Origin of the sequence: Clostridium bornimense, assembly GCF_018917145.1 — a bacterium.
Classification (GTDB): domain Bacteria; phylum Bacillota; class Clostridia; order Clostridiales; family Clostridiaceae; genus Clostridium_AN; species Clostridium_AN bornimense_A.
Window position 1 is genome coordinate 1 of the sequence record NZ_JAHLOD010000058.1, and the last position, 19596, is coordinate 19596.

Below are 19596 nucleotides of genomic sequence, written 5' to 3' on the forward strand. Positions count from 1 at the left end.
TAATTATAGATATCAATGGAATCTAAAAAAGATGACTCCTATACAGTATAGAAATCATCTTCTTAAAAATATTGCTTAACCCCTTTTTTTGTATTGTCCTTGACAAAGGGTCCACTTTAGTATTATGTAAATGACAGTTCTTTTTTTATATATAGTTAAGATAAAAAAACATGATGTAATAAAAATTCATAAGTTTAAAATTATGAGATAGTAGAGAAAAATATATTTCAAATATTTTCCTAAATAGTAGGAAAATCAATTTTAATTGTGAAGTGTGAAATAAATATTATATTTTTTTACATAAAATTAAAGGAAATTACAATTTGATGTAGAATTATAATTATAATAGATAGTTTTGAAGAAAGTGGAGGGGGAGTAATGAACAAAACTATAAAAAGAATTATAACACTATTAATTGTAAGTATTATTACTGTAAACTTTAATAATATTAATGCAAATGCCGAGCCTAGTTTAAAAGATAAAAAGGCTGAAAAAGAAGGTCAATATAGTGATGTAATGGCCAAAATTGAGGAAGCTAGAACAAAAGCTAGCGAATTAGATAATGAAATAAGTGATATCTTATCTAAAAAATCTGAAATAGAAGGATTAATAAGTGAGAAGGAACAACAAATTTCAGAGAATGAAAGAGCTATAGAAGAAAAAGAATGCGAACTTAAAGATAAAGAATATGATTTTAAAGAAAGAGTAAAAAGTGCATATAAGAATGGAAGCGAACCTGTAATAGATCTTTTGGTATCATCAAAAAGTATTGGTGATTTAATAGATAGATCTGAACTTGTTAAAGATGTAAGTAAGTATGATCGTAGATTGATTTCTGGAATTAAGGAAAGTAAAGTAGAACTTTCTAAGGTAAAAATCGATTTAGAGAATAATAAAGAATCATTAGTAATGTTAAAAGGTAATTTGGAAACTAAAGCATCAGATTTAGAAGCAAAATTATCAGAACAAAAAAAGACAGAAGAGGAATTAAATAATATTAAAAATACATATAGTGCCGAATTAAATAAGATAGATGAAGAAATTAGATTAGAAGCTGAGGCTGCTTTAAAAAGAAATGAAGAAAAAACAGCCCAAATAGCACAAAGTAATTCTAATAATGGAAATAGTAATGGACAAAATTCAAATAATTCTACTAATAATAATAATCAACAAGGAAGTAATAAACCTACGACTGTAACACCAGAACAAAATATAGTAACTCCAACAGTTCCTAATACTAATTTATCTAATGCAGTATTAGAAGAAGCAAGAAAGCATTTAGGAAAACCATATGTATGGGGTGCAAAAGGACCAGATACTTTTGATTGTTCTGGATTTGTTCAATATGTTTTTAAACAAGTAGGAATTAGTGCACCGGCACCAACCTATACTCAAGTTAATTTGGGAAAAAGAGTGCCTATAGGTCAAGAGCAACCTGGGGATTTAGTGTTCTTTGGATCAATAAGTGCACCACATCATGTAGGTATATATGTTGGTGATGGTATATATATTCATGCACCACAAACTGGAGATTACGTAAAATATTCTAAGCTAATGTATGCTAGAGATTATAGTCAAGCAAGAAGATTAATTAATTAGTAAAAAGAAGCTATTGCATGAAAACATGTGATAGCTTCTTTTACTCTGGTAAATATTAAGAATGTAAAGTTATAGGATTAACTATTTATTTCTTTTAAATAATTTTACGATTTCATTAATAATAAGTGGTGTAATACTAAAAATTGTAACCAATAACCAATCTTCCATTGTTAAGTTAACAACTTTAAATGTTGATGCTAAAAATGGAATTATAGTTATTATAACTTGGATTAATACTCCTATAAGTAAAGAAAAAATTAAGTACTTATTGCTAAAAAATCCTATTTGAAAAATAGATTTTTTATCACTACGTAAGTCAAATGAATGCACTAGTTGAGAAACTGATAATACAATAAATGCCATGGTTTGAGGATAATATATATTGCTAGTATTATTTAAATTATCAAATCCTGAAATTACACCAGAAATATCAAAGTGTTGCAGTGAATGAGCTATTTCATTAGAGTGAATTGCTCCACCAAGTATAAATGCTGATATAGATAATAATCCTATTAGGATTCCATTAAGAGTTAAATTAACTACAGATCCTTTAAAAAGGCTATCATTGGGATTGCGAGGTGGTTCATTCATTATATCTGGTTCTTCTTTATCTATCCCTAAAGAAAGTGCTGGCAAAGAATCTGTTATCAAATTTACCCAAAGTAAATGTATTGCTCTAAGAGGTGTTGGTAAATTAAATAGTATAGAAATAAGTATAGTAACAATTTCACCAAGGTTGCAAGAAATTAAAAATATAATTGATTTTTTTATATTTTTAAATATACTTCTACCTTTCTTTACAGCTTCAACAATTGTGGAGAAATTATCATCTAGAAGTATTATATCTGCAGCACCTTTAGAAACGTCTGTTCCTGTTATACCCATAGCAACTCCAATATCAGCTGCTTTTAATGATGGTGCATCATTAACACCATCACCGGTCATTGATACTATATTACCATTACTTTTAAAAGCTTTAACTATTTTTACCTTATGTTCCGGTGATACTCTTGCAAAAATTCTGTATTTATTTATATTATTCTTGAAGTTTTCTTCATTGATTTTATCTAATTCTGAGCCGGAAATTGCTTCATTTATAGAAGTTGCAATTCCTAAATCTTTACCGATAGCAAATGCTGTATCTTTATGATCTCCAGTAATCATTATAGTTTTAATACCAGCTAGAGTAGCTGTGTTTATAGCATCTTTTACTTCTATTCTTGGTGGATCGATCATACCAAACATACCAATGAAAACTAAATTACTTTCAAGGGTAGAGATTACAACATTAGAAGATTGTAGCGGCTTAAAGGCTAATCCTAAGACTCTTAATGCATCAGAAGACATCAATGCGGCTTTTTCAAGTATATCCTTTTTTATATTCTCCGTCAAAGTAACTTCTGTATCTCTAATAAGTACTTTATTACATATTTTTAATAAATTATCTATAGCACCTTTAGTAAATGAATAATAGGATTCACTATATTTATTAACTGTAGTCATAAGTTTTCTATCAGAATCAAAGGGGATTTCTTCAATTCGTGGATAAGCTACAGAAAGTTCATCTTTAGTAATATTATTTTTATATCCAATCTCTAATAAAGCTATTTCTGTTGGATCGCCGGTTTTAGTGTTTTCTGAAAAGGTTGCATCATTACAAAGCATATTACCTTCGACGAGCAGCTTACTTGTGGCATCTTCAATATCTAATTTATCTATTCTATCATAAATTTCATTACAATAAAATTTTGTTACTGTCATTTTATTTTCAGTAAGGGTACCTGTTTTATCAGAGCAAATTATATTTACGGAACCTAAAGTTTCAACAGCTGGTAACTTTTTTACGATTGCATTTTCTTTGCTCATTTTAGTTACACCAAGAGCTAATACTATTGTTACTATAGCTGGTAGCCCCTCAGGAATGGCGGCAACAGCCAAAGAGATTGAGGTCATGAATATTTCTAAAAAGGGTCTCTTTTGAAAAATACCTATTACAAATATAAGGATACATATACCTATAGCAGCAAAGCCTAAAAATTTACCAAGTTCCGCAAGTTTCTTTTGTAATGGAGTAGTGGAATCGGTATTTTCTTTAATCATCTTAGCGATGTGTCCTATTTCAGTATCCATCCCAGTTGAAGTTGCAACACCAATACCCCTGCCGTAGGTAACCAAAGTTGACATGAAAGCCATATTTCTTCTGTCGCCTAAAGGAACATCTTCGCTATCTAGAATTAAAGAGGAGTCTTTTGTAACTGGTTCAGATTCACCAGTTAAAGCAGATTCATCTATTTTTAAGTTTACATCTTCTAGTAATCTTATATCGCAAGGAACATATCTTCCAGCGTCTAAAATAATTATGTCTCCAATTACAATGTCATCAGAGGAAATTTCAGATATTGTTCCATCTCTTTTCACTAATGCTTTTGGAGTAGATAATTCCTTAAGAGCTTCAAGAGATTGTTCTGCTTTTGACTCTTGTATTACACCTATTATTGCATTTAGTAATATAACTAAGATAATTATAATTGCGTCTGTAATTTCACCTAAAAATCCAGAAATAATTGCAGCTGCAATTAATATATATATCATAAAGTCTTTAAATTGATATAAGAAGGCTTTTATCATAGATTTCTTTTCTGATGATTCTAAAACATTTTTACCATATTTGTCTAGTCTTTTTAAAGATTCTTCTTTTGATAGACCTAGTTTTTCATTAGAAGCTAGAGTTTGCAGTACTTCATTTTTAGATTTGTTATAAAACATTTATATCACCTCACTAAATTAGTTTATACATTATTAAAGTAAAATATTAAAAAAACTATGGTTCTGTGATATAATTTATTAAATAAGGGAATATGTTTATTTTAAGTAGGGAGAGGTAAGTGTGGAAATCCAAAGAATTAATAGCAATACTCCTGTAAAAAGAGACAAACCTGCCATAGGAGAAAAGAAGAGTTTTGCTCAAAGTTTTTCTTTTGCAAAAGAGAAAAAAAACGATGAACAATTAAAAAAAATGCTAGATGAAATTAAAAAGAAGGGGAATAGACTTTCAATAACAAAATGTTATGCAGATGTACGAAGTTATAAAAATATGATTAAAGAGTATCTTGAATCTGTTTTGAACTACATGTATGATGTAAAAAAAGATATATCATTTTGGCAGACACAATATTTTATAACAGTTGATGTTATAGATACAAAATTAGAAGAGTTAACAGAGGCTTTATTAGAAAATCAAGGCGAGAATATAGATGTTGCATCTACTATAGATGAAATTTCAGGTTTAATAGTAGATATATATAAATAATACAAAATGGACTGTCGCACAAAGAAGTTAGAGATTAGAGTGCGGCAGTTTTAAGTATAACAGTTTTATATATGCACTATATATATCTATTAACACAATTGTAATTCGCGACCCTAAGGACTAAAATATTTTTCCCATCAGGGAAAATTAACCGAACTTATGCCTTGTGCCATCTAACCTGTGCCCTGCCTTGTGTCATAATAAAAGGAGGTATCGCTAACAAATTTTCATTGTTAATGCGACACCTCCTTTTTTATAGTTTTGTATCATCCAAATAATCTATCTATCTTTATTCCACCTAGGATCATTGATGAAAATGAAGCGAAAATAATTATAAAGGTTTTTGTAAAGCAACTTAAATTAACAAGTAAGTTGTTTAAAATAGCTACTATTAATACTGTAAGTATAGATATAATACATGTTGATATTATTTGATATTTACCAAATCTTATTTTTGTGAATGAACGTATGCTAATAATATTTAAGATAACGCCAACAAGGCTTGTTAAAAATAAAGTTATAGCATAGGCGTATATATTAATCCAGCTTATACCACCAAATATGTACAGAATTATTATATCTAAGATTGATATAATAAGTGAATTAAGTAGTATGTCTTTTTGTTTTCCTATACCGCTCATTACGCCATATGTTGTATAAAGCATAAAATATAAAGGACAAGATAGAGCAGCGGTAAATATGTATTTAAAAATTGATGGTTTGTTAAAGAATAGTATGCCAAGTTCCTTTGGAATTATTGAGCATATTATTAAAGTAGCTAATCCTAGATATAAAGAAACTCGTATAACATCACCTATTCTTTTTTCTACTTTGAAAAAATCTTTTGTAGCTAGTGCGCCAGAGATTTCTGGCACTATAATAGTAGATATTGCACTAATTATTACTGAAGGAAAGAGTATTATACTTACTGCCATTCCTGAAAATTCACCTATTAGAGACAGTGCCGTTTCGTAGGGAATTCCTGATGATACTAATCTTCTTGGTAATATTAAAGTTGATGCTGTACCTAGTATTGAAGACAAGAATCCGTTTAAAGCTAGTGGTACTGCTATTATAAGAACTTGCATCAATAACTGAGGCATCGATTCAGTTGATAAACTATAATCAATGATTACTTTTTTTCTTGTTATTTTATAAAATACAAATAGCATTAATAATGAGAAACCTTCTCCTATACACAGTGCGAAAAAAACTAAGGTTACAGCAGTAGGAATATCAACTACTTTGATTATATTAAATGTAAGGAGAACCATAGAGATTCTAACTACTTTTTCAAAAATATCTATAAATGCAGGTATAGAAGCTTTTGATAGAGATAAGAAATATCCTTTTAACACATTTGATAGTGAAATAAAAATTATAGCAATAGAGATCATTCTTAAAGAAGCGATAGATCTAAGATCTTTCAATATGTAAATTGATATAGCTGAAGAGTTAAAGAACATTAACAGTGCTATTATCAGTGACCAAATAAAGTCAAATATAGCGGCTACTCTAACAGTTTTTATCAAGTTATGATTGTTTCCCTTTGTGACAAACTCTGCACCTTTTGATGATATTGCTGATACTAAACCTCCACAAGAAAGACAGCAAAATAAATCGTATATAGGTAATATTATAGAATATAGTCCCAGACCTTCGGAGCCAAGCTTTTTTGATAATATTATTGAAAAAACAAATCTAAATAATCCCATTGTTATATTTGAAATGGAAAGTACAATAGTCTCTTTATAAAACTTGTCTATTTTCATTAATTCACCTCCTTGTTTAAATAATATGAATGAACTTTCAAATTTATAATAAATTTTATATTAATAATTTTTATATTAAAGATAGAAGTTAAAGCATATATTTTTATAAAGATAAATAATAAGAGGGGGAGAATATGAATAGAAAAGTAGGCATTTTTTTAATAATATCTTTGATAATAGGGAGTTTAGTTGGGTATAAATATTCTAGTGGATATGATATACAAAAGGTAAGTGATCATGGAGAAGTAAATTTGAAAGGTAAGGATATAAAAGGTGCTGTAGATTTTGTATTTGACAATAAAGAGAATATATATATTGCATTTCCACATGAGATAAAGAAAATAAGCAATTCTGGTGATTCTAAAAGGGTATATGGGGATGAGGCAGAAATATATTCTATTGAGTATTTAAAAGGTAAAATATATGCATACATAGGGAATGAAGTTAAAAGTATAGATTTAGATTCTTATGAAGTTAAATCATTAGTAAAAGGTATACCTAATATTGGTGATTATAAAAATGGTGAAATAAAGCTTAACAGAAATAAGTTATACATATCAGTAGGAGCTAACACTAATTCAGGAGTAGTTGGAGAGGATAATATATGGAGTGGCATTCATAATGAAAGTTGTGATATACCAACTTATGGAGTTGTTTTAAAAGGAACTAATTATGGAAGTACAGGAGCTTTTGTGCCAAAAGGAAGTTCAACTATTAGAAATCAGAAAATAAAAGGAGGTAATATTGGAAATGCTAGTATTATAACTTATGATTTATCAAGTAAAGAAATATCTACATATGGTTATGGCATAAGAAATGTTAAAGGTATGGATTTTAATAAGGACGGTAACTTATACGCTGGAGTAGGTGGTATGGAAGATAGAGGAGAAAGACCAGTTAAGGGTGATTATGATTATATATACAAAATAGAAAAAGGTGGTTGGTATGGTTGGCCGGATTATTCTGGTGGTGATTCATTAGACTCTCCAAGATTTGGTTGTAGCTTACTATTAAATGAAGTACCCACAATAAGTCCACCGTCACCTTTATATACTAACAAAAATTTAAGTGGTATTGAAAGTCTATCAATTAGAGACAATATAATTTATTTTATAGATAACAAAGATAAGGTATTAAAGTCTCTCAATTTATTTGGTGCCACTACTGGAGAGTTAAAGTTTCCTGAAGATTTTAATTTAAAAAAAGTTAAAATACATAATAACAACATATATATATTGGAAAATAGAGAAGGAATGATTTTCAAATATGATATTGATAGTATTGGTAAAAAGTACGATAATATAATAGTAATATTATTACTTTCAATATTATTAATAATAATATTAATGATCATATTACTAAAAAAATCATTAGTGAAATCAAAAGAGTTAAGGATGAAGAAACGTGAAGAATAAAAAAGTAGAAATAGGTTATGGAAAGACAATGGCTATGGTTATGAATGTAGCTAATCCTGTGAAGAAAAAAGTAATAAAAACTACCTGTGTCATACATAAATTTATAAATATAAAGGCTTTAGAACTTATAAAGGAATTAGGATATTCTAAGGAATATATGTTTTTTTCTAAATATATTGGGGAACTAAACTATGGTGCATTTTGGATAGATCAGGATTTTAGAAGTAGAAATCATCTTTATTATTTGGATTATGAAAAAGGTATGTATGGATTTTCGAATGCTTTAACTGAAGCTGAGAAGTATTTTGAAGAAGCTTTAAAAGAAAATGAAAACGAAAGGGTTGGAAAATCAATTTTCTATTTGGGTACTGTATGTCATTTAATACAGGATATGACAGTTCCGCATCATGTTATAAGAGGGAAACTGAAAGAACATAGAGGCTATGAACAATTTATAAGAAGAAAGTATAAGAATAATGAATTTTCAAAGCTTAAGGGAAGAAAAATAATAAAATATAAGACAGTGGGAGATTTTATAAAGGAGAATGCTGAAAATTCATACAATATATATTATAAAGTAGATCAGTATGACAAACATGAAAAATTTGATATTATGAGTAATATATTATTAGAAAGAGCTGTAGAAACAACAGCTGGAGCGCTAATAAAGTATTATGAAATAATTTTTCAAAAATAGAATTTAGGTAAATATCCTGAGTTCTATTTTTATGTAATTATGAAAGTGAGGAAACAAAAAGATGAAAGTAGTATTAGTAGGAATTAACAGTCAATATTTTCACTCGAATTTGGCTATAAGATATTTGAAATCCTTTACCAAGGATTTGGATTGTGAAATAGTGTTAAAGGAATTTACTATAAATGATAGGAAGGAAAATATAGTAAAAGAACTATATAAAGAGAAAGCTAATATTATAGGATTTTCTACATATATATGGAATGTGACATTAGTTAAAGAGATATCAGAACTATTAAAAATTATAAATGAGGATGTAGAGATTGTATATGGAGGACCAGAAGTATCTTACGACTCTTGTGAAATTTTAAAGAAATTCTCAGGGGACTATATTATTGAGGGGGAGGGAGAAGAAACATTTAGAGAGTTCTTAATAGAAAAATTAAAAAATAATGATAATGAAAAGTTACTCCAAATAAAAGGACTGTATACTAAAAAAGGTAATGAAATTATTTATGGTGGTAAGAGACCATTAATGAATATGAATAATCTTGTCTTTCCATATGAAGAAGATGAAGATTTGAAAAATAAGATTGCATATTTTGAATCTAGTCGCGGCTGCTCGTTTATGTGCAGTTATTGCTTATCATCAACAACACATGGAGTTAGATTTTTAGATATAGATAGAGTAAAGAAGGAATTAAAATATTTTGTAGATAAAGGTGTTTCGTTGGTGAAGTTTGTTGATAGAACATTTAATTGTAATCATAAATTTGCTAAGGAAATATGGAGTTATTTAATTGAGTGTGGTGGAGATACTACTTTTCATTTTGAAATTTCAGCAGACCTTTTAACAAAAGAAGAAATTGAGATATTATCTAAAGCACCTAAAGATAAATTTCAATTTGAGGTAGGAGTTCAAACTACAAATAATGAAGTGTTAAGAAATATAAATAGGTTTGTTAATTATGAAAATATAAAGGAAAAGGTAGATGAAGTTAAAAAATATAAAAATATAAAGCAACATTTAGATTTAATAGCAGGACTTCCAGGAGAGAACTTAGAATCATTTATAAAATCTTTCAATGATGTATATGCTATAGAACCAGAAGAAATACAATTAGGTTTTTTAAAATTATTAAAGGGCTCTAAAATGAGGGAAGATGCTGAAAAATGGGGGATGAAAGCATCACCTTATCCACCTTATGAAATATTATACACGAAAAAAATTTCATATAAAAATATATTAGTACTAAAAAAAGTAGAAGAAATGGTCGATAAATATTATAATGCTGGTAAATTTGATATATCAATTAAATTTTTATTAAAATATTTCGATACTCCATTTGAGTTCTATAAGGCATTAAGCGACTTTTATGAAGAACAGGGATATTTTAAGAGAAATATTTCAAATACTGATTATTATAAGGTATTACTTGACTTTAGTTTACAAATAATAAAAGGGGAGAATGATATATTCTTAAATTTATTAAAGCATGAATATTTACTATACAATAAGAAGAAGTGGATACCAGATTTTTTAGATAGAATTTACTTAGATAAAAAAGTTGAAAAAAATTTAAGAAAAAATCTTTCTAAGCAGGATCATATAGAAGTATATAATTACGATGTATTGAAATTTATAAAGGAAGATATTATCAATAAGGAAAAATATGTGTTAACATATTATGACAATGGCAATGTTGAATCTATTCCATTAATAAATTATTAATATTAAAATAATTAAATTAAGAATATAAATCTTGATAAATCTTTGTATTGTATAGTATAATGTGTATGTGGTATTTAATACCCTTTAATTGGCGCTTTTTAGAAAGGTGGTGAAAGTTTGGCTAAGGAGGCATTACTACAAATTAAAGATGCTGAAGATGAGGTTAAAAAGATGTTATCGTCAGCACAACAAGAGAATCAAGAGAAAATTAACAATGCTGAAGTTGAAGGCAAAGGCATCTATGATTCTTTAGTTCAACAAGGAAAAGAGGAAGCTAATTCAGTTATGGAAGCAGCTGAGAAAAAAGGAAATGAGGAAGCGGCACCAATAATTGAAAAAGGTATGGCAGAAGTCGAAGATTTGAGAAATGTTGATAAGCAAAAATTCGACAATGTTGTGAAATTGGTGATTGAAAGGATTGTGAATAATAATGGCAATTGTTAAAATGAGTAAATTCACTCTACTTTCCTTTGAATCTCACAAAGAAGAACTTTTAAAAAAGCTTCATTTGTTTGGAAATGTTGAATTTGAAAACTTAAATGATTCTAAAGAAGAATTACCTTTTTTAAAATCTATGGCGGCTTTAGATGAAGTAAGTAATTACGAAGGCGAAGTTGCTAAAGCAAATTACTGCATTCAAAAATTGAAACCTTTTGTTCCTAAAGTTTCAATGATAGCAGGATTAAAAGAAGGAAAGAAAACTTTATCATTCAAGGAATTAGAAAATAAAGTTTTATCTTTCAATCACAATGAAGTTTATACATCATTAAAGAAACTAGATGGTGAACTTAATGATATAAACAATCAAAGGGGTAAAATAGAAAGTGAAATAGATGCTATTATACCTTATAGAAATATTGAAATTTCTATAAAAGATGTTGAAGATTTTAAATTAGTAAAAACTTTTATAGGATTTGTTCCTTTAACATTAAAATCAGAAGCGTTAGAAAAACTAAATAGTTCATTTGATTCAATATCAGTTGAAGTATTAAGTGAAGACAAAGATAATGTATATTTAGTTATTGCTGTTGAAAATAATAACGCTGATGAATGTGAGGACATATTAAGAACTTTCAATTTCAACAAAGCTACATTAAATTATCAAAGTACTATAAGTGAAAAGATTACTTCACTTAGAAATAGTCTTGATAGTTTAAATGAAAGAGAAGGAAAAGTAAAAGAGGAAATTGTAAAATTAGCAATACATTTTGAAAAGTTAGAAGAAGTACATGAATACTATTCTGATCTTGTAATAAAAAGTAGAGCCAATGAGAATTTCTTAAAAAGCGACAATGTGGTAGTTATTAATGGATGGGTACCTACAGAATTAATAGGTAAGCTTGAAAAAATAGTTAAGGAATGTACTAATGACAATTATTACATTGAGACTGTAGAAGCTGAAAAAGATGATACAGAAGTGCCAATAAAATTAAAAAATAACAAGTTTGTATCAGCTTTTGAAGATATTACTTCTATGTATGCATTGCCAATGTACAATGAAATAGATCCTACTCCATTACTAAGTATATTTTATGCAATATTCTTTGGTATGATGGTAGCTGACTTTGGATATGGATTCGTTATGTTAATTGGTACAGCTATTGCGCTAAAGGTATTTAACTTAGAAGATGGTACTAAGAACTTTATTAAGTTTCTATTCTATTTAAGTTTCCCAACAATAATATTTGGATTTATTTATGGTGCTGGTTTTGGTGATGCAATTAAAACACCTGCACTGATTGATCCTAATACTGATTATAATAAGATTTTAGTTTTATCATTAGGATTAGGGGTATTACAAATATTTGTGGGATTAGCTATGAAAGCTATTACTCTTATTAAGAATGGAAAACCACTAGATGCTTTCTATGATTCAGGATCATGGATAATAACTTTAGTAGGATTAGGACTATGGGTTGCATCAGTTCCAGGAGGAATGTGGGTAGCTATTATAGGTATGGTACTTATAGTATTAACCCAAGGAAGACAGGCGCCTTCAATAGGAGGAAAGCTTGGGGCAGGAGCATATGCCTTATATGGTATAACAGGATATGTATCAGACCTTGTATCTTATACAAGACTTATGGCATTAGGATTATCAGGAGGTTCTATAGCAGGAGCTATCAATGTTATCTTAAGTGGTCTTACTGGAAATATATTTGGATTAATAATAGCAATAATATTATTTATTGGTTTACAAATATTTAATTTAGGTCTTGGTGCATTAGGTGCTTATGTTCACTCAATTAGACTTCAATATGTAGAATACTTTGGAAAGTTCTACGAAGGTGGAGGAAGAGAATTTAAGCCTTTTACAACTAAAAACGAATATATAAATGTTAAGAATGATTAGGAGGAAATTAATATGACATTCATGGATTTTTTTAGTCAATATGGAGGACCAATTTTAGCTGGTCTTGGAGTAGCATTAGCAGTAGGATTAGCTGGTATCGGATCTGCAAAAGGTGTTGGTATTGCAGGTGAAGCAGCAGCAGGGTTAGTTTCAGAAGAACCAGAAAAGTTTGGTAAAGCATTAGTACTTCAATTATTACCAGGTACTCAAGGTTTATACGGATTCGTTATCGGTTTCTTAGTATCTAACAAAATTGGAGCAGATTTATCATTAACTAATGGATTCTACTTATTAATGGCATGTTTACCAATCGCTTTAGCTGGTTTATTCTCAGGAATAGCTCAAGGTAAAGCAGCAGCAGCTGGTGTAGCTATATTAGCTAAGAACCCAGAACACACTACAAAAGGTATCATTTTCGCAGCAATGGTTGAAACTTATGCATTATTAGGATTCGTTATTTCATTCTTAATGATGAATGCAGCAAATTTTTAAGGGTGTGAAGATTTATGTCTAATTTAAATAATTTAATCTCTAAGATTAAAGAAGAAGGAAATGCACAAGTTAAAGCTATTAAAGCTGAAGGCGATGCTAAAAGAGATGCTATCATTGCTAAATATACTAAAGAAGGAGAAGAAGTTAAAACTTCTTTAGTAGAAAAAGCTAAAAGAGAAGGTAGTACAAGAAAAGAAAGAATATTATCTAATGCTGCACTTAAAGTTAGAAATGAAAAGCTTAAAGTTAAAGGTGAATTGATTGAAAAAGTTTTTGCTGAAGTAATTAATACATTAGAAGGCTTAAGCGGTGAAAAATATAAAAACTTTATAGTGTCATCATTAAAAGATGTTAAATTAGAAGGTGGAGAAGAAATTCTTTTCTCTAAGGCAATAACTGATGGTGATGCTTTATTAGAAGAAGTAAATTCAGCATTAAATGCAAGTTTTAAATTATCTGATGAAAAGGTGTCTTCAGGGTTTATAGTAAGAAATAATGGAATTGATATGAACTTTGCTTTTGAAAATATTGTGTCATTCCAAAGAGATGCCCTTGAAGGAGAAATTGTTTCATTATTATTTTAAGGAGGATAGCCAAAATGAATAGAATGAATTTCACTCAGGCTGTAGCTAGAATTAGAGTTCTAGAAAAGAGACTCCTTAACAAAAACACTTTTGATAGAATGTTAGAGGCATCATCTAAAGATGAAGCATTAAAAGTTTTACAAGATACTGAGTATGGTGAACTTTTGGCTAATATATCAAGAAGTGAAGATTTTGATGAGGTATTAAAAGAAGAACTAAGCAGAGTTTATAATAATGCATACAGTATTTCACCTGATAAAAGAATAGTAGATATATTTGCGATGAAATATATTTATCATAATATAAAAGTTCTTTTAAAAGCGAAATATCTAAAAAAAGATCTAGGTTATATGTTAGTAAATATAAGCGATGTTAACTTTGAAAAAGTTGAATTAGCTATAAATACTAGAGATTTCAAAGCTATACCTAGTTATGTAAAAGATGCTATTATTAAGGCTGAGAAGGTTTTTGAAGAAGATAATGATCCTCAAAAAATCGATATTGTTCTTGACAAGCTTATGTTTGAACATATGATGACTTTAGCTAATGAGTTAAAAATAGATTTTATAACTGAATATGTTAAGCTAAATATTGACTATGCAAATATAAAAGCAATGTTAAGACTTAAAAAACAAGGAAAAACTTCTAAGGCATTAAAGGATATTTATGCTGGTGGTGGAGCTATTGATATTAAGTTATTAAGTAGATCTATTGACGAACCAATGGATTCTATAATATCAAAATTCCAAACTACTAATTACAAAGAAGTTATGAAAAATGGAGTCGAACATTATGTAACTACTGGTAGATTTTCAGAATTTGAAAAATTATTTGAAGATTATATAATGGATAAAACAAAAAAATCAAAATATGTTACATTTGGACCAGAACCAATTGCAACATATATTAATGCAAAAGAAACAGAAATTAAAATAATAAGAATTATAATGGTTGGAAAAATTAATGGTATAAGCGAGGAAGTTATTAGAGAAAGGCTGCGTGATAGTTATGTATAAGATTGGAGTTGTAGGAGATAAGGATTCTGTTTTAGCATTTAAAGCTATTGGAATTGAAGTTTTCCCAGTTTTCAATGAAGATGAAGCTAGAAAAGCAGTAGATAAAATGGCGGCTAATAATTATGGCGTTATATTCTTAACTGAAGAATATGCAGCAAAAATCCCAGATACTGTTGAGAGATATAATAATGAAATAGTACCAGCAGTAATTCTTATACCAAGTAATAGAGGAAGCTTAAATATAGGAATTGAAAGAATACACGCTAACGTTGAGAAAGCAGTAGGAGTAAATATCCTTTAGAATAAGATTCGTCCTAATTGAGGAAGGTAGGCGGTAACTTGAAAACAGGAAAAATAATTAAGGTATCCGGACCTTTGGTTATTGCTGAAGGAATGGAAGAAGCAAATATATATGACGTTTGTAAAGTTGGAGAAAATGGACTTATCGGTGAAATCATCGAAATGAGAGGCGATAAGGCATCAATTCAGGTTTATGAAGAAACAAGTGGTCTTGGACCAGGGGATCCAGTAGTTTCTACAGGAGAACCATTATCAGTAGAACTTGGACCAGGACTTATGGAATCAATGTTTGATGGTATTCAAAGACCACTAGACAAATTCTTTAGAGCTGCTAACAGTGCATTCTTAAAGAAAGGTGTTCATGTTTTAGCTTTAGATAGAGATAAGAAATGGACATTTAAGCCAACAGTAGAAGTTGGAGCTGAAGTTAAAGAAGGTTACGTTCTTGGAACAGTTCAAGAAACTGCAGTTGTAAATCATAAGATAATGGTTCCTCATGGAATCGAAGGTAAAGTTGTAGAAATTAAATCAGGCGACTTTACAATCGAAGAAGTAGTAGCTGTTATTGAAACTAAGGAAGGTAATAAAGATATTACTATGCTTAGAAAATGGTCAGTAAGAACAGGAAGACCATATGCGAAAAAATTAAACCCAGTTGAACCTATGCTTACAGGTCAAAGAGTTATTGATACATTTTTCCCTGTAACTACTGGTGGTGCTGCTGCGGTACCAGGACCATTCGGAGCTGGTAAGACAGTTGTTCAACACCAAGTTGCTAAATGGGGAGATGCTGAAATAGTTGTTTACGTTGGTTGTGGTGAACGTGGTAATGAGATGACAGACGTTCTTAACGAATTCCCAGAACTTAAAGACCCTAAGACTGGTGAAAGCTTAATGAAGAGAACTGTACTTATTGCTAATACATCAAATATGCCAGTTGCAGCTAGAGAAGCATGTATATATACAGGTATAACAATAGCTGAGTATTACAGAGATATGGGTTACTCTGTTGCTATAATGGCTGACTCAACTTCAAGATGGGCAGAAGCATTAAGAGAAATGTCTGGTAGACTTGAAGAAATGCCAGGGGATGAAGGATATCCAGCTTACCTTGGATCAAGACTTGCTGAGTATTATGAAAGAGCTGGTAAAGTTGTATGTTTAGGTGAAGATGAAAGAGTTGGATCTATAACTGCAATTTCAGCGGTATCACCTCCAGGAGGAGATATTTCAGAGCCAGTTACTCAATCAACATTAAGAATAGTAAAAGTTTTCTGGGGACTTGATGCACAACTTGCATATAAGAGACACTTCCCATCAATTAACTGGTTAAATTCTTATTCATTATATGTTGATAAGATTGACAAATACTTAGATGAGACAGTTGCTCCAGATTGGTCTTCTTTAAGACTTAGAGCGATGACATTACTTCAAGAAGAAGCAAGTTTAGAAGAAATAGTAAGACTTGTAGGACTTGATGCATTATCTGAAAAAGATAGATTAAAACTTGAAGTAGCAAAATCAATAAGAGAAGATTATCTTCAACAAAATGCGTTCCATGAAGAAGATACTTATACTCCGCTTGCAAAGCAATATAGAATGTTAAAAGCAATCTTAGCTTTCCAAGATGAAGCATTAAGAGCTCTTGATGCAGGAGTTTACTTAGATAAGGTATTAGCTCTTGAAGTTAGAGATAGAATTGCAAGAACTAAATATATATCTAAGAATGAATTAGAAAAAATCGACGATGTAATTGTTGAGTTAAAGCAAGCCGTAGATAAATTAATAAGTGAAGGAGGGCTAGCTGATGCTTAAAGAATATAGAACTATAACTGAGGTAGTTGGTCCTTTAATGGCTGTTGAAGGTGTTGAAGGTGTAAAATACGACGAATTAGTTGAAATTGAATTACAAAATGGTGAACTAAGAAGAGGTAAAGTTCTTGAAGTTAATGGTTCAAAAGCTATGGTGCAATTATTTGAAGGATCTTCAGGAATTAACCTTAAAGGATCAAAAGCTAAATTCTTAGCTCATCCACTAGAACTAGGTGTATCAGAAGATATGCTTGGTAGAGTATTTGATGGTATGGGTAGACCAATTGATAATGGTCCAAATATAATTGCTGAAAAAAGATTAGATATCAATGGTGAAGCAATTAACCCAGTAGCAAGAGAATTCCCAGATGAATTTATTCAAACTGGAATTTCAGCTATTGACCACTTAAACACATTAGTTAGAGGTCAAAAGCTACCAATATTTTCAGCTTCAGGTCTTCCACATGCTGAACTTGCAGCTCAGATTGCAAGACAAGCGAAGGTTTTAAATTCAGATTCTAAGTTTGCCGTTGTATTTGCTGCAATAGGTATTACTTTCGAAGAATCACAATTCTTCGTAGAAGACTTTAAGAAAACTGGAGCTATTGACAGATCAGTTCTATTTATGAACTTAGCAAATGACCCAGCTATCGAAAGAATAGCTACACCAAGAATGGCTCTTACTGCAGCAGAATATCTTGCTTATGAAAAAGGAATGCACGTTCTTGTAATTATGACTGATATTACAAACTATGCAGAAGCATTAAGAGAAGTTTCAGCAGCTAGAAAAGAAGTTCCAGGAAGAAGAGGTTACCCAGGATATCTTTATACTGACCTTTCTACTTTATATGAAAGAGCAGGAAGAATTAAAGGTTCCGAAGGATCAGTTACTCAAATTCCAATACTTACAATGCCTGAAGAAGATAAAACACACCCAATTCCTGACTTAACAGGATATATTACTGAAGGACAAATAATTCTTTCAAGAGAATTATATAAAAAAGGTGTAATGCCTCCAATAGATGTATTACCATCTCTTTCAAGACTTAAAGATAAGGGTATAGGTAAAGGTAAGACTAGAGAAGACCATGCTGATACAATGAACCAATTATTCGCAGCTTATGCACAAGGTAAGCAAGCTAAAGAATTAGCTGTTATCTTAGGGGAATCTGCATTATCAGATGCTGATAAACAATATGCAAAGTTTGCAGAAGCTTTTGAAGAAGAATATGTTTCTCAAGGATTTGAAACAAACAGGACTATTGAAGAAACATTAGAACTTGGATGGAAACTTCTAAAAATATTACCTAAGACTGAACTTAAGAGAATTAGAGATGAGTATTTAGAAAAGTATATGCCTAGAGAGGAAGTATAGTTATGGCTAGACTTAATGTGAATCCAACAAGAATGGAACTCACTAAGCTTAAAAAGCGTTTAGCTACTTCTACAAGAGGTCATAAACTTTTAAAAGATAAGCAAGATGAGCTTATGAGAAGATTTATAGATCTTGTAAAATATAATAATGTTTTAAGAAAAGAAGTAGAAGAGATGCTTGGTGGAGCTTTTAAAGATTTCGTTATGGCTAGAGCTGTAATGAGTTCAGAGTTCCTTGAGGAAGCAATTGCTTATCCTAAAGAAAGCATTTCTCTTGAAGTTGATGTTAAGAATATTATGAGTGTTAATGTTCCAGTAATGGAATTTAAAAGATCCATGGAAGATGATGCAGGAAGTATTTATCCTTATGGTTTTGGTAATACTTCTACCGAATTAGATGGAGCTATAGAAAAGCTATACTCTATACTTCCTAAGCTTTTAGAACTTGCTGAAGTAGAGAAATCATGTCAACTTATGGCTGATGAAATTGAAAAGACAAGAAGAAGAGTTAATGCTCTAGAATACATGACAATACCAAGTCTTCAAGAAACAATTAAGTTTATCAAGATGAAACTTGATGAAAATGAAAGAAGTTCTATAACTAGATTAATGAAAGTTAAGAGTATGATAGAATAAAAAAGAGAGCTGTCACACAGTGATATGATACCTCTAAAGTAGACATGGTAAATAACCAAAATCTACTTTGGAGGTATTTTTTATGGAAAGACAATATAAATATTCTTTTGAAGATAAAATCAAGGCAGCAAAAGATTATATTTCAGTAACTAGAAGTTGTCGTCAAATATGTTTAGATCTTGGAATTAAGTATGGTAATACTCGCGGTGGTGTAGTACGTAACTGGGCTAAGCTATATCAAGCATTTGGTGAATCAATTTTTATGGATAAACCACATAATAAGTCATATTCAGCTGATTTAAAACTTAGTGCTGTTGAAGAATATCTTACAGGAGGTCTATATGGCTAAATCAAAAAGAAAAACAACTATTGAAGAACGTAAAGAAATCGTAAAATACTGCATTGAACACGGAAATGATTATAAAAATACAGCAGAAAAGTTTAGTGTATTTTACACTCAAGTTTATACATGGGTACGTAAATATAAAGTTGATGGAGAAGATGGTT

19 protein-coding genes are annotated in these 19596 nt (G+C 29.9%); 17 read left to right on the forward strand and 2 right to left on the reverse strand.

Annotation, left to right across the window (positions count from 1 at the left end):
* The coding region (locus KQI30_RS17640; RefSeq protein ID WP_367397842.1) for an IS3 family transposase at positions 1–79 on the forward strand (79 nt) is incomplete at its 5' end.
* 299 nt (positions 80–378) lie between these two features.
* Entirely contained in the window at positions 379–1599 is a 1221-nt protein-coding gene (locus tag KQI30_RS14650; protein ID WP_253287526.1) for a C40 family peptidase, read from the forward strand.
* Positions 1600–1680: 81 nt separating this feature from the next.
* Here KQI30_RS14650 and KQI30_RS14655 read toward each other — a convergent pair whose 3' ends face one another.
* Positions 1681–4365, reverse strand: a complete 2685-nt coding sequence (locus KQI30_RS14655) for a cation-translocating P-type ATPase (RefSeq protein WP_216464096.1) — start codon at positions 4363–4365, stop codon at positions 1681–1683.
* A 121-nt stretch (positions 4366–4486) separates the two neighbouring features.
* On the opposite strand from KQI30_RS14655, the gene KQI30_RS14660 reads away from it, so the two are divergent.
* Positions 4487–4909, forward strand: coding sequence for a YaaR family protein (locus KQI30_RS14660; RefSeq protein WP_216464097.1), 423 nt, complete (start codon positions 4487–4489; stop codon positions 4907–4909).
* 266 nt (positions 4910–5175) lie between these two features.
* Here KQI30_RS14660 and spoVB read toward each other — a convergent pair whose 3' ends face one another.
* The gene (spoVB, locus tag KQI30_RS14665) at positions 5176–6681 is read right to left on the reverse strand and encodes a stage V sporulation protein B (RefSeq protein ID WP_216464098.1); all 1506 of its coding nucleotides are present in this window, start codon (positions 6679–6681) and stop codon (positions 5176–5178) included.
* A 134-nt stretch (positions 6682–6815) separates the two neighbouring features.
* Here spoVB and KQI30_RS14670 point away from each other — a divergent pair, with 134 nt between their 5' ends.
* The 14 genes from KQI30_RS14670 to KQI30_RS14735 all read left to right on the forward strand — a co-directional run.
* Positions 6816–8096 carry a PQQ-dependent sugar dehydrogenase gene (locus tag KQI30_RS14670; RefSeq protein ID WP_216464099.1) on the forward strand — a complete coding sequence of 427 codons (1281 nt, stop codon included), beginning with the start codon at positions 6816–6818 and terminating at the stop codon, positions 8094–8096.
* Positions 8086–8793, forward strand: coding sequence for a zinc dependent phospholipase C family protein (locus tag KQI30_RS14675; RefSeq protein WP_216464100.1), 708 nt, complete (start codon positions 8086–8088; stop codon positions 8791–8793). The genes KQI30_RS14670 and KQI30_RS14675 overlap by 11 nt, the downstream gene beginning before the upstream one ends.
* A gap of 61 nt (positions 8794–8854) precedes the next feature.
* A complete protein-coding gene (locus KQI30_RS14680; RefSeq protein ID WP_216464101.1) occupies positions 8855–10522 on the forward strand; it encodes a B12-binding domain-containing radical SAM protein in 1668 nt (555 codons plus the stop codon).
* Positions 10523–10639: 117 nt separating this feature from the next.
* A complete protein-coding gene (locus KQI30_RS14685; protein ID WP_216464102.1) occupies positions 10640–10966 on the forward strand; it encodes an ATPase in 327 nt (108 codons plus the stop codon).
* Positions 10953–12875, forward strand: coding sequence for a V-type ATP synthase subunit I (locus tag KQI30_RS14690; protein WP_216464103.1), 1923 nt, complete (start codon positions 10953–10955; stop codon positions 12873–12875). Before KQI30_RS14685 ends, KQI30_RS14690 begins: the two co-directional genes overlap by 14 nt.
* A gap of 12 nt (positions 12876–12887) precedes the next feature.
* Positions 12888–13367 carry a V-type ATP synthase subunit K gene (locus KQI30_RS14695; RefSeq protein WP_044037372.1) on the forward strand — a complete coding sequence of 160 codons (480 nt, stop codon included), beginning with the start codon at positions 12888–12890 and terminating at the stop codon, positions 13365–13367.
* Between the two features lie 14 nt (positions 13368–13381).
* Positions 13382–13951, forward strand: a complete 570-nt coding sequence (locus tag KQI30_RS14700; protein ID WP_216464104.1) for a V-type ATP synthase subunit E — start codon at positions 13382–13384, stop codon at positions 13949–13951.
* Positions 13952–13965: 14 nt separating this feature from the next.
* A complete protein-coding gene (locus tag KQI30_RS14705; protein WP_216464105.1) occupies positions 13966–14967 on the forward strand; it encodes a V-type ATP synthase subunit C in 1002 nt (333 codons plus the stop codon).
* On the forward strand, positions 14960–15268 hold the full coding sequence (locus KQI30_RS14710) for a V-type ATP synthase subunit F (protein WP_044037379.1): 309 nt from the start codon (positions 14960–14962) through the stop codon (positions 15266–15268). The genes KQI30_RS14705 and KQI30_RS14710 overlap by 8 nt, the downstream gene beginning before the upstream one ends.
* Positions 15269–15306: 38 nt before the next feature.
* On the forward strand, positions 15307–17082 hold the full coding sequence (locus tag KQI30_RS14715; protein ID WP_216464106.1) for a V-type ATP synthase subunit A: 1776 nt from the start codon (positions 15307–15309) through the stop codon (positions 17080–17082).
* Complete coding sequence (locus KQI30_RS14720; RefSeq protein WP_044037383.1) at positions 17075–18454, forward strand: V-type ATP synthase subunit B; 1380 nt, start codon at positions 17075–17077, stop codon at positions 18452–18454. Before KQI30_RS14715 ends, KQI30_RS14720 begins: the two co-directional genes overlap by 8 nt.
* Positions 18455–18456: 2 nt before the next feature.
* Positions 18457–19089, forward strand: coding sequence for a V-type ATP synthase subunit D (locus KQI30_RS14725; RefSeq protein WP_044037385.1), 633 nt, complete (start codon positions 18457–18459; stop codon positions 19087–19089).
* 82 nt (positions 19090–19171) lie between these two features.
* Positions 19172–19438: a transposase gene (locus tag KQI30_RS14730; RefSeq protein ID WP_216464107.1), complete on the forward strand. Its 267-nt coding sequence runs from the start codon at positions 19172–19174 to the stop codon at positions 19436–19438.
* Positions 19431–19596 (forward strand): helix-turn-helix domain-containing protein (locus KQI30_RS14735; RefSeq protein WP_216464109.1); only part of this gene is annotated, 166 nt, incomplete at its 3' end. The genes KQI30_RS14730 and KQI30_RS14735, both read left to right, overlap by 8 nt.